At 39.8% G+C, this 12435-nt stretch carries 9 protein-coding genes; 4 read left to right on the top strand and 5 right to left on the bottom strand.

Going from position 1 to position 12435, the window contains the following annotated elements; all coding sequences use genetic code 11:
* Positions 1-51: 51 nt before the first annotated feature.
* The 4 genes from I583_RS03730 to I583_RS03715 are packed head-to-tail and all read left to right on the top strand — an operon-like array spanning position 52 to position 3032.
* Complete coding sequence (locus tag I583_RS03730) at positions 52-1044, top strand: oxidoreductase (protein WP_010763230.1); 993 nt, start codon at positions 52-54, stop codon at positions 1042-1044.
* 14 nt (positions 1045-1058) lie between these two features.
* A complete protein-coding gene (gene coaB, locus I583_RS03725; protein ID WP_010763229.1) occupies positions 1059-1829 on the top strand; it encodes a phosphopantothenate--cysteine ligase in 771 nt (256 codons plus the stop codon).
* A complete protein-coding gene (gene coaC, locus I583_RS03720) occupies positions 1829-2371 on the top strand; it encodes a phosphopantothenoylcysteine decarboxylase (protein WP_034682632.1) in 543 nt (180 codons plus the stop codon). Before coaB ends, coaC begins: the two co-directional genes overlap by 1 nt.
* Before the next feature lie 16 nt (positions 2372-2387).
* On the top strand, positions 2388-3032 hold the full coding sequence (locus I583_RS03715) for an ECF transporter S component (RefSeq protein WP_010763227.1): 645 nt from the start codon (positions 2388-2390) through the stop codon (positions 3030-3032).
* A gap of 191 nt (positions 3033-3223) precedes the next feature.
* Here I583_RS03715 and I583_RS03710 read toward each other — a convergent pair whose 3' ends face one another.
* From I583_RS03710 to I583_RS03690, 5 genes are all read right to left on the bottom strand, one after another.
* Entirely contained in the window at positions 3224-3985 is a 762-nt protein-coding gene (locus tag I583_RS03710; protein WP_010763226.1) for a T7SS effector LXG polymorphic toxin, read from the bottom strand.
* Positions 3975-4352 (bottom strand): DUF3958 family protein, encoded by a 378-nt coding sequence (locus I583_RS03705; RefSeq protein ID WP_010763225.1) that lies wholly within the window; start codon positions 4350-4352, stop codon positions 3975-3977. The genes I583_RS03710 and I583_RS03705 overlap by 11 nt, the downstream gene beginning before the upstream one ends.
* Positions 4352-4663, bottom strand: coding sequence for a TIGR04197 family type VII secretion effector (locus I583_RS03700; RefSeq protein WP_010763224.1), 312 nt, complete (start codon positions 4661-4663; stop codon positions 4352-4354). Before I583_RS03700 ends, I583_RS03705 begins: the two co-directional genes overlap by 1 nt.
* A gap of 231 nt (positions 4664-4894) precedes the next feature.
* Positions 4895-5347: a hypothetical protein gene (locus I583_RS03695; RefSeq protein WP_010763223.1), complete on the bottom strand. Its 453-nt coding sequence runs from the start codon at positions 5345-5347 to the stop codon at positions 4895-4897.
* A 188-nt stretch (positions 5348-5535) separates the two neighbouring features.
* Positions 5536-12225, bottom strand: a complete 6690-nt coding sequence (locus I583_RS03690) for an isopeptide-forming domain-containing fimbrial protein (RefSeq protein WP_010763222.1) — start codon at positions 12223-12225, stop codon at positions 5536-5538.
* Between the last annotated feature and the right edge of the window lie 210 nt (positions 12226-12435).

Genomic DNA, 12435 nt, shown 5'->3' with positions numbered 1-12435 from the left:
AAAGTATAATCACAAGGAACGTTGTGACGTACATGACAAAGGAGGATATTTATGGATATGTTTTGGGGATTTCGTGTAAAAAAAGAAGCTGAAACGATCACTAGTGCAGTAGAAAAAATAGCACTTACTGATTTATCTGAAGGAGAGGTATTGGTCAAAGTTGCCTACTCTTCGGTTAATTATAAAGATTCACTCGCGGTAAAAGAAAATGGGGGTGTCATTCGTGATTATCCCATGATTCCTGGAATTGATTTAAGTGGGACTATTTTGTCATCCCAAGATGAGCGTTTTAAAGAAGGCCAAAATGTTTTAGTAACAGGTTATGGTTTAGGCGTAACTCATACTGGTGGCTTCTCTGAAATCGCTCAAGTATCTGGAGATTGGATCGTTCCTCTACCAAACGAATTAAGCTTAAAAGACGCTATGATTTTTGGAACAGCTGGTTTCACCGCTGCATTGTCTGTTCAGGCGTTAGAAAATAATGGACTCGCTCAAAATAAAGAAGCAAAAATTTTAGTTACAGGCGCATCTGGCGGTGTTGGAAGTTTAGCAATTGCCATGTTAAAACAACTTGGTTATAAAAATATCGTAGCGTTGAGTCGGAAAAAAGCAGCAATTGCGCCTTTGAAAAAAATTGGCGCATCTGAAGTGCTTTTATTAGAAGAATTCATGCCTGAAAAAATCAAGCCATTAGCAAGACAAACTGTGGATTTTGTCATCGACACTGTTGGAGGTGAAGTAACAAGCGTCTTGTTAGCTCAACTTAGCTATGGCGGAAGTATTGCTATCTGTGGAAATGCTGCTGGAATCAAGTTAAACACAACGGTTTTACCCTTTATTTTAAGAGGGACCAATCTATTAGGCATCGATTCAGTCAATGTTCCAATGCCCCAACGTTTAGCTATTTGGCAACGTCTAGCAACTGATTTGAATGTAAGCCATCATGAACTAGTAAATGAAATAACGATAGATGAACTGCCTCAAACTTTAGAACAGCTGCAAGCCGGCACCCATAGTGGACGAACAATCATCAAAATGAACTAAAGGAGTAACGATAAATGAATATTTTAATCACAGCAGGAGGAACGTCAGAAAAAATCGATAATGTACGTTCTATAACCAATCATTCGACTGGACGTCTTGGAAAAATAATTGGCGAAACCTTTTTAGCAAAAGGCCATTTCGTAACATACGTAACCACTCCTCGAGCAGTCCGACCTACTAATGAAACAAATTTGACCCTTATTGAAATTGAAACAACAAAAGAATTAGAATCAGCATTACTCGATCAGTTTGAGCACCAAACATTTGATGGAATCATTCATAGCATGGCTGTTAGTGATTTTACTACTGAAACAACATTGTCAGAAGAAACTTTTATTGAAAAACTTGCAACTACATTAACAAAAGATGATGCCTTATCCGATCTAACCAAATTGACAGAGGCTCTTTACCTTAGTTTAGATGAAATTGGCAAAACGATTCAACAAGAAAAGAAAATTCCTTCTGGAACAGATCGCCTCTTGCTTTTTTTGAAGAAAAACCCTAAAATAATTGCAATGCTTAGAGAAAAACAACCCCAAGCAGTGCTTGTAGGATTCAAATTGTTAGTTGGCGTTTCCACAGAAGAATTAATTCAAGTTGGTCAGACAATCTTAGCGAAAAACAACTGTGACTTTGTACTAGCTAATGATCTTGAGAAGATTAAAGGCGACCAACATCAAGGAATCTTGATCGATACACAAGGGCAAACTGAGACAGCTCAGACAAAAAATGAGATCGCTCAACTAATCGTTTCTAAAGTTGAAGAAAAATGGAGGATGCAATGATGAAAACAATCTTATTGGGGATTTCCGGCAGTATATCGGCATATAAAGCCGCAGATATTACCAGTCAATTCACAAAATTAGGCTACAATGTCGATGTAATCATGACGACTAACAGCACGAAATTTATCACCCCATTGACACTGCAGTCTTTATCTAAAAATCCTGTTCATACAGATGTCATGGAAGAAATAACACCTGATAAGATCAACCATATCGAATTAGCAAAAAAGGCCGATCTTTTCTTAGTCGCTCCAGCTTCTGCTAATATTATAGCCAAATTAGCTAATGGTATTGCAGATGATATGCTTTCTACTGTTGCGTTAGCGTTAAAAGAAGAAGTACCTAAATTTATCGCTCCTGCAATGAATACGTATATGTATCAAAATCCTATCACGCAACGAAATTTAACAACACTCAAAGAAGTTGGGTATCATGAAATCGATCCACGGGAAGCCTTATTAGCTTGTGGTGATTTTGGGCGCGGTGCCCTTGCAACAGTTGAGGAGATTGTCGCTAAGATCAATGACATTTTAGCGAAATAATTTTGAGGAGTCATTTATGAAAAATACTAAAACCTTTACATTAACTGCTATGTTTTTAGCGATTCTAATTCTACTATCTGCAGTTCCTTTTTTAGGATTTATTCCAATCGGACCGATCAATGCGACAACCATGCACATTCCAGTGATTATCGCATCCATTGTCTTAGGCCCAAGAATCGGTGCGTTTTTAGGCGGCGTCTTTGGTATCATCAGTATGATCCGCAGCACGATTGTTTTGTCGCCACTGTCCTTTGTTTTCTCTCCGTTTATTCCTGTAATCGGAACTGATCAAGGGAGTTGGAAAGCAATTATTGTTGCTCTAGTTCCACGAATTTTAATCGGTATTGTGCCTTATTTTGTTTTTATAGGTTTAAAAAAACTGACAAAAAATAAACCTAGTTCACAACCTGTTAGTTTGTTTATTGCAGGTTTTCTTGGTTCCGTTACAAATACGATCCTCGTGATGAACTTGATTTATTTTCTATTTAAAGATTCTTATGCACAAAGCATTGGCGCAAGCGGTACCGCGATTTATACAGGTATTTTGACCGTAATTTTTACCAGTGGCGTTGTGGAAGCAATCGTTGCAGCTGTTGCCACGGTTGGTGTCGCTTCTGTATTATTGCGCTTAGTGAAAAAAAATGCCACACAAAAATTGTAATGATAGTGAAAAAGCATGTAGAAAGACTGACAAAAGTCTCCTTTACATGCTTTTTATTTTGAATCAATAACAAATACTGCTTAGCCAAATAAATCATCTACAATAGATTTTCCCTCATTAATATTCCATTGATCTAAACATTCTGAACCAAATCCTCTTAAACAACCAATGTCATGAGCTTCAATCATTTTTTATACTTCGTGCGCTTTCGCGAGGTCAAATTCTCCATTCACAATCACACCAATTAGATTGTCTACTTCATTAAATTGATAGTCTATTTTTTGATGTATTTGTTCAGATACTCTAGCTTTTGCTTCAATTTTCTTCTGTCGTTTATCCCACTCATTTCCTATCGGCTTTATCCAAGATAAATTCATCCTCGACAAATCAAATGTTCCTGAAACAGGATTCCATGCTGCGCCTTTTTCAACTTCTGCTAGTCCAGCATCTAAATTTGCCAGCTGTGCTTCGAATTCTGAAAACAAATTTTGGGAGGTTGTATTGAATTCATACAACTTCTGCAGTTTTTCTTTGTTCTTTTGAATCGAACTTTGCACGCCTAGATACCGTTGTTTCATCCGTGGATTAGGTACTTTTTCTTTGTCCATCGTACGTACCATATTTTGCAGTATAGCCTGCCCTTGTGCAAGCTCTGCTTTTAATTGTTCTTCGATCACATCACACGTGTCTACCGAGGACTGAAACTCTTTGGGAAATTTACTGTGCGCTTCAATTAATGCCTCACAGGCCAGTATAAACCCATTTGCTAATATCGGATAGACTGCTGAGAAATAGACTTTCGCTGAATCATACGTTTTACTAGAAAGTGGTGCATTCATAAATGCATCGACACTATTCTTCAATGTTCCGCAAAATTGAATGTATTCATTTGCCATTTGTTTTGCAGCAGCACTTTGTCCATTTACTTCATCTATGTAAAAATCAATGCCCATAGCGGTCATCCTCCACTCTTTCTATATCAGAAAACAGCTGTGCTCTTTGAATGTATAATTCTTCTTCTTTGTCTCTTAATTGCACTTCCTCACTTACCAAACGTTCTGCTATATCTTCTAAACGTTGGCGCTCATATTGATGTATGCGATTAGCCTCATCATCTAATTTTATAAAATGACCTGTATATTGCGAGCCTTCATTGTTAAAAATCAAAGCTTGGTAATATTGTTGTTCCTGTTGATGAATCGAAAAATAATCTGCTTCCAACTCTTCTAATTCCTGAATCTCTTGGCATTTTTCTTCTTGCTCAAGATTCACCTGTCGTAACTGCTGATTAATTTTTAGTTCTTTTTCTTTTATACTCATCAGCTTCTGCCACCTCCAAGAGATGAAGAAAATCGTTGTAAGTCAAAAGGTTGTTTGATTGTTTGATCGATCAAACTGAATTCTTGTGCTTTTGAATGAATATGATTACCGTCACGAGTAATCGCATTTGCTATACGCTGCCCTCGACTATGAATACTTGTTAAGCTATTTTGGGCATTATTATTTCCACTTAAGGTGGTGTGTTCAGCTTCACATGTCGTTTTATTCACGGAAGAAAAACCACGGACAGTATGATTAAACCGCGCTGAAATAACTCCTGCCACAGTTAGGCTGCTTTTGGTTTCCGACATATTTCAACCCCCTTTCCCCTATTTTTACATTTTCGTCTCCCTAAACTCCTTAACATCATTTTGCCACATTAATGTGTCTTATAGTTATCAAATTTTTCTTTTAGACGAAAAAAAATTGCAAATCTGAGACTTGCAATTACTATTTTTCAAAATATAAACGCTCCATTTCATCAAGTATCTTAGATTAAACTAAAAGAACTTGTCCATAAATCTGACAAGTTCTTAGAAATACTATGATTTAACATAGGTTACTTTGTTTGCCAACTCACTTGCTGCAAACTGATTCACTTCAAAAAAGACTTTGATCATTTTTTCATTCTTTAAACGAATCACGATATGGGGTGACTTACGAAATGAGATAAAACTTGTACTGATCCCAGCTAGATTCCAGTTACTTGTAATTGTAAAATAGCGTATATCTTCGTACATTAATACTTTCTTTCGATTAAAATGAACCAGCTCTAAGCCATTCTCATACAAATACAACCCATCTTTTCTAAAGATAAATTGAAAAATCGATAATACAGCAAAAATCGTTCCACCTATTAACCCCATTTGCAGGCCGAGTCGATCGACATCAGTAAAAATAATCAACCCAAAACATAGGATTACAGGTAATAAAAAGAACACACCCAACATGATTCCTCTGCGATATGCATCGGAATATAACCTTCCCAACTCCATTTCTTTTCTCCTTTATTCTTTATTTGTACCTCTTTTATCGTATCATTTTTGAGTAGGTTGAAAAAGGATGAATTTGTTGACATATTCGCTCATTTAAGAAAAAGCTATTTTAATTTTACTCAAAAAAACAGGAAAAAACTTAAAAGTAAGTTCTTCCCTGTTCCTTCTCATCAGATTAATGATATTGGTTAATTTTTATCCTTTTTCCTTTGTTCCAGATTTACCAATATTACTGTCGCTAACATCGCAAACCCAATAAATACGGCTGAATTTGATAATGCTTCTCCTGCCTCTGGAAGATTAGGTTTTCCTGGATCTTCTTTTTCAGGTATTACAGGTACCTCGGGTTTATCTGGCGGATTGATGTGGTCATCCACTACCGCTATGTTTTTGATTTGTTGGCCTGGAACGGCTTCTTTGTTAATTTTGACTTTGAATACGATGGAACGAGTTTTCGTGTCGCTGATTCTTGGGTATTCGGCGACTACTTTTCCATTTTTTACCGTTAAGCTTGTTGGTTTCGGATCGTCCCCTTCACTTTTCGCACTATTTTCTACATAGGTCAACCCTTTTGGTAGATTGTCTGTGACTGTGACTTGATTCAAGAGACCATTTTTTACTGTATTGCGGAAACTGATGCGGTATTCAATCTCTTCACCGATTTTAACGGTCTTTTTATTGACTGTTTTCTCGCTTTCTAGTTTCCCTAGCGGTTGTTCTGGTGTCACGGGTACTTCTGGTTCATCGGGCGGATTCGTGTGATCATCGATTTTTGCTTTATTGATGATCGGTTGACCAACCACTGCTTCTTCGTTAACCGTCACTTTGAACACGATAGAACGGGTTTTGGTATCGCTGATTGTTGGGTATTCAGCAGTTAGTTTACCGTTTTTTACCGTTAAGCTTGTCGGTTTTGGCTCATCGCCCTCACTTTTCACACTGTTTTCTACATAGGTTACGCCCTTTGGTAGGGTATCCGTGACGGTGACTTGGTTTAAGATACCATTAGTGATTTTGTTACGGAAGGTGATACGATATTCGATTTCTTCGCCGATTTTCGGTGCTTGGTTATTGACTGTTTTCGTACTTTCTAATTCCCCCGGTGTTTCTACTGGCGTCACTGGCACTTCTGGCTCATCGGGTAGATTCGTGTGGTCATCGATTTTGGCTTTGTTGATGATGGGTTGACCAACTACTGCTTCTTCGTTGACGGTCACTTTGAACACGATGGAACGGGTTTTGGTGTCGCTGATTTTTGGGTATTCTGCGAATAGTTTGCCATTTGTCATGGTTAAGCTTGTCGGTTTAGGATCAGCGCCCTCACTGGTTAAACTACCTTCCACATACGTTACGCCTTTTGGTAATACATCGGTGACGGTGACTTGGTTTAAAACACCTTTTGCTATTTTGTTATTGAAATTGATTCGATATTCAATTTCATCCCCGATTTTCGGTGCTTGGTTATTGACTGTTTTCGTACTTTCTAATTCCCCCGGTGTTTCGACTGGTGTCACTGGGACTTCTGGTTCATCTGGCGGATTCGTGTGATCATCGATTTTGGCTTTATTGATGATTGGCTGTCCGATAACAGCTTCTTCGTTGACAGTCACTTTGAATACGATTGAACGAATGTTAGTGTCGGTGATTTTCGGGTATTCTGCAACCAACTGACCATTTTCCATGGTTAAGCTTGTTGGTTTTGGATCATCACCTTCACTGGTTAAGCTACCTTCTACATACGTTACTCCTTTTGGTAGAGTATCCGTTACCGTAACTTGGTTTAGGACACCATTTGGGATTTTATTGTTGAAACGAATTCGATATTCGATTTCATCCCCGATTTTCGGTGATTGATTGTTCACCGTTTTCGTACTTTCTAGTTCTCCTGGTGTTTCGACTGGTGTTACAGGTACTTCTGGTTCGTTCGGTGGATTGGTGTGATCGTCGATTTTGGCTTTGTTTACGATTGGTTCACCGACTTTTGCTTCTTCGTTTACTTTGACTTTAAAGACAATCGAACGGGATTTGTTATCACTGATTTTTGGATATTCAGCGATTAGTTTGCCCTTTTCCACCGTTAAACTTGTCGGTTTGGGTTCATCACCTTCGCTTGTCACACTGCCTTCTACGTATGTTACGCCTTTTGGTAGCGTGTCGGTCACGGTGACTTGGTTTAAGACACCATTTGTGACGTTGTTACGGAAGGTAATGCGGTATTCGATTTCATCCCCGATTTTTGGTGCTTGATCATTTACTGATTTTGTCACGTCCAATTGTCCAGGTGTTTCGACTGGGACAACTGGGATTTCAGGCTCATCGGGCGGATTGACATGATCGTCAACGGTGATCTTATTCACGATTTTTTGCCCAACAATGGCTTCTTCGTTGACTTTGACTTTAAAGACAATCGTTCGTACTGTTGTGTCTTGGATTTTCGGGTATTCCGCAACGACTTTACCATTCGCCATCGTTAAACTTGTTGGCTGCGGATCAGCACCTTCGCTAGTTAAGCTGCCTTCTACATAGGTCATGCCTTTTGGTAAATTATCTGTAACCGTCACTTGGTTTAAGACGCCATTGGTAATTTTATTACGGAAAGACAAGCGATATTCCACTTCGTCCCCAATTTTCGGTGATTGGTTATTTACCGATTTAGTGCTTTCTAATTCACCGGGCGTTTCGACTGGTGTGACGGGCACTTCTGGTTCATCTGGTGGATTGGTGTGATCATCGATGATCGCTTGATTGACGATTGGTTGTCCGACTATCGCTTCTTCGTTCACGCGGACTTTGAACACAACAGAGCGGACGGTATTGTCGTCGATTTTTGGGTATTCAGCGGTCATTTTGCCATTTTCCATGATCAAACTCGTTGGCTTCGGATTAGCGCCTTCACTTGTTAGACTGCCTTCTACATAGGTCAACCCTTTTGGTAAGGTGTCGGTCACAGTGACTTGATTGATCACACCATTTGTGACTTTATTACGGAAACTAATACGGTATTCGATTTCATCTCCGATTTTTGGTGCTTGATGATTGACTGATTTCGTTACGTCTAATTGTCCCGGTGTTACAACGGGTGTGACGGGCACTTCTGGTTCGTCGGGCGGATTGGTATGATCATCGATTTTCGCTTTATTGACGATTGGTTGTCCGACTACCGCTTCCGCATTTACGGTGACTTTGAAACTAATCGTTCGTATGGTTGTATCCTTGATTTCAGGATATTCAGCGACAAGTTGGCCATTTTCCATCGTTAAGCTTGTAGGTTGTGGATCAGCGCCTTCACTGGTCAAACTTCCGTCTACATAGGTTAAGCCTTTTGGTAAGGTGTCGGTCACGGTGACTTGGTTTAGGACACCGTTTGTGATTTTATTACGGAATGTGATGCGATACTCGATTTCGTCACCGATTTTCGGTGCTTGATTATTCACTGATTTGCTACTTTCCAACTCGCCTGGTGTGATGACTGGCACGATCGGCACTTCTGGTTCATCTGGCGGATTGGTGTGATCATCGATTTTCGCTTTATTGACGATTGCTTCGCCAATTTTTGCTTCATCGTTGACCTTGACTTTGAAAATGATCGAACGGACTTTAGTGTCATTGATCATACCGTATTCAGCAGTCAATTGACCATTTTCCATGGTTAAGCTTGTTGGCTTTGGATCGTCTCCTTCACTGGTCAAGCTACCTTCTACATAGGTTACGCCTTTTGGCAAAGTATCCGTTACGGTAACTTGGTTTAAAACACCGTTCGTGATTTTATTTCTGAAGGTAATCCGGTATTCGACTTCGTCCCCGATTTTTGGTGCTTGATCATTGACGGATTTGGTGACATCTAATCGTCCAGGTGTTTCAACAGGTGTTACTGGAATTTCTGGTTCATCGGGCGGATTGACATGATCATCTACAGTTATCTTGTTTACGATTTTTTGCCCAACAATAGCTTCTTCATTGACTTTGACTTTAAAGACAATGGTTCGTACTGTTGTATCTTGAATTTTTTGGTACTCTGCAACGACTTTTCCGTCAGTCATGGTTAGACTTGTCGGTTGCGGGTCAGCGCCTTCGCTGGTTAAACTGCCGTCTACATAGGTCATGCCTTTTGGTAAAGTATCCGTCACTGTGACTTGATTTAAGACACCATTCGGAATTTTATTACGAAAAGACAAACGATATTCGACTTCATCCCCAACTTTCGGTGATTGATTGTTGACGGATTTGGTACTTTCTAATTCTCCCGGTGTTTTTATTGGTGTCACTGGGACTTCTGGTTCATCGGGCGGATTTGTGTGATCATCGATCGTTGCTTTATTGATGATCGGTTGTCCGACTACTGCTTCTTCATTGACACGAACTTTAAAGGAAATGGTGCGTGTTTCGGTATCGGCGATTTTTGGGTATTCAGCGGTTACTTGACCATTTACAACCGTTAATGTGGTTGGTTTTGGATCAGGCCCTGTGCTTGTGACACTGTTTTCGATATAAGTTAGCCCTTTTGGTAAAGTATCGGTCACGGTCACTTGATTTAAAATACCCTTTGGTACGGTATTTTTAAATTGAATCGTGTATTCTATTTCGTCGCCGATTTTTGGCGATTGATTGTTGACTGTTTTTGAGCTTTCAAGTTTGCCGACCAGTTCTTCTGGGGCGATTTTTACCTCTACGACATTGGATGTATTATCGATCATTGTACTTGTGGCAGAATCTACGCCTTGGAATGTAGCACTATTTGGAATCAGTTCTTCTGCTTTGGCTGTATCATTGATTTTTGCTTGAAATTCATAGACTGTTTCCGCGGTCGTTCCTTTGTAGCTACCGCCTTGTGTGCCGTTGGCGCCCTCTCCTACACGAAACGTGATTGCACGATCGGCTGCTGTGTATTCCCCTTGGTCATCGCCTGTGGCATCTGTTTTATTGCCAGCATTTGGACCACTTACGATGGATAAGCTGCCGGGTACATAATCTAGACGGCTATCTAATTGGTCTTTAGAAAGACTGTTGACCGCTTCCGTGTTTTCTTTGGTATTTTTGAGATGGACACGATAGGTTACGGTATCCCCGATTTTATAGGTTTCTTTTGGATTTATAATTTCTTTGGTGACTTCAAGTTCGGGTGTTTCCGCATTGATTGAAAAACCGATCGCGTTGGTTGAGTAATCATCTCCGCTACTGGTTGTTTTAAAGTTGATTTGTTTCTGACTGTTAGTGATGATCCCTTCTGGTAAGGTCAAACGATCGACATCGATATCTAAAAAGTTGGGAAAGCCAGGATTAAATTGACCCGGATATTTATCCACCATGTGTTGATCGTTATCTGAAACGGTTCCGTTCATAACATTACCGACTGGGTTGATTGTATTGCTGATATTGACCCAAGTTCCTGCACTATTTTGGATTTGGGCATTGTCACCTGTGAAAAATTTATCGCCTTGAACGGTAAACCACGTCACGATTGGGTTTAATTTTCCTTGTTTAGAGGTTAGAAAGTCTTTCATGACAAATTCATTGTTGGTTCCAGCTTTGTTCCCTCTAGCGCCATAATAGACATTGAAGGTACGGGATCGTTTGGCTTGGTCTTTGGTCACGATAAATAAACTCCAACCGCTGAAGTTGAAACTTTGAAATTTGCCTTGTAGGAAATCGGTCATCGGAATATCTGCTAATGTGTATGCACCAGTCGCACTTTTATCTCCTTGAAGGATCGAGGTCACATCCGCAAAGTTAGAAAAGCCCGTATTATTAAACCCAAAACCTTGCCCAGGATTGGTAGCATCTTGGTCAATTCGATGATATCTTTGTGGTGCAACACGGGTTACTGTTCCATTGGGTGTGGTTAATTGAACAGGAGCACTGATTTCATCATCGGTCATATTCGTCGCTGTAGCTGGGCCTTTAAAACGGGATGCACTCCAAAATAAGCCTGCCCATGCGACTTCTTTGGCGCCATCTAAATCGATGTAGGCTTTACTTGAGTTATAGGTCGTTGGATCGCCATCGACATCCGCAAATTTCAACTGAAAATTATTGATTGCTTGACCGCTAAGTGGCGTTCTGGTATTCAAAAAAGCGCTCGCTGTCGCTTCGTTTACAGGGGTTAAGTTGGTATTTCCTGTAGAGAATAATTCCCCTTTGTGGATGCTTTTATAAATTGGCTTATCAAAGCCACGGCCTGGCGTTGGCGCAATTCTTGGTCCGATTGCTTGGGATCTCGGCGCGACTTGATTGTTTTCTTCTGAGGTCGTTGCTGCTGAGTCTTCTGGTGCAGCAGTTGTTAGCTCTTCTGATTGAGATTCTGCTACTTCTGTGTCAGCTTCTTTTTCTTGTAATGATGTACTGCTCGTTTCTTGTTCGTTCTTTGGCAGTGTTAGGGTGATGTCTCCTAATTTTTCGTCTGCCTGATTTATTTCAACAGCAAACTGATGGATTGATTCATCTGTTTGCTCGGCACTGATTGTCAGATGTTTGGTGGTATGAGGTTGGATCGTGGTGATGGTTAGTTCTGTCCCCTCATCTTGGTTTTCTTTTTGATCAAACTGGATCGATTGATCGTCGGGCGCCACCAATTGGTCGTCGCTTTTTAGGGTTGTTGCGTCGAATTTTACTGGTGAGTCATTTTGGTTCTTTTGTTTTAGAACTACGTGATCGATTGGTTGATCCCTTTTGTTCGTTACTTCGTAGTTTACGTCGATTAATTTGTTGTTCGTTTCATTTTTCTTGGTGTCAGCTTTGATATATAAGGATTCTGAGTCGAAGATATTTTCATCTGGTTTGGTCAGTCCTTCTGCAAACACACTGGCGGTGGGTAACAAGTTGGCGATCACCAACATCAAAACGGCTAAGTAATTCAGGGAAATTTTGTACACTTTATTCATTTATATCTTACCTCCCATCTTTTTACTATAGTATGGCTAAATAAATATTTCAAAGATATCGGGTTGGAATATTAGTTTTTTCTCATAGCTGGAGTTCGGGCTTTTTTGGGTGAATATTGGTTGAAGAGGAAAAAGTTTTTTTGTTATTTTTTCTTATATATAAGGAAGCTGTTTTTGGTGTTATTTAATGGGTGGAAATGCCGAATTTCG

Origin of the sequence: Enterococcus haemoperoxidus ATCC BAA-382 (genome assembly GCF_000407165.1) — a bacterium.
In the GTDB taxonomy this organism is placed as follows: domain Bacteria; phylum Bacillota; class Bacilli; order Lactobacillales; family Enterococcaceae; genus Enterococcus_L; species Enterococcus_L haemoperoxidus.
The sequence above is the reverse complement of the archived record's forward strand: the minus strand, read 5'-3'. Positions and strand labels throughout refer to the sequence as shown.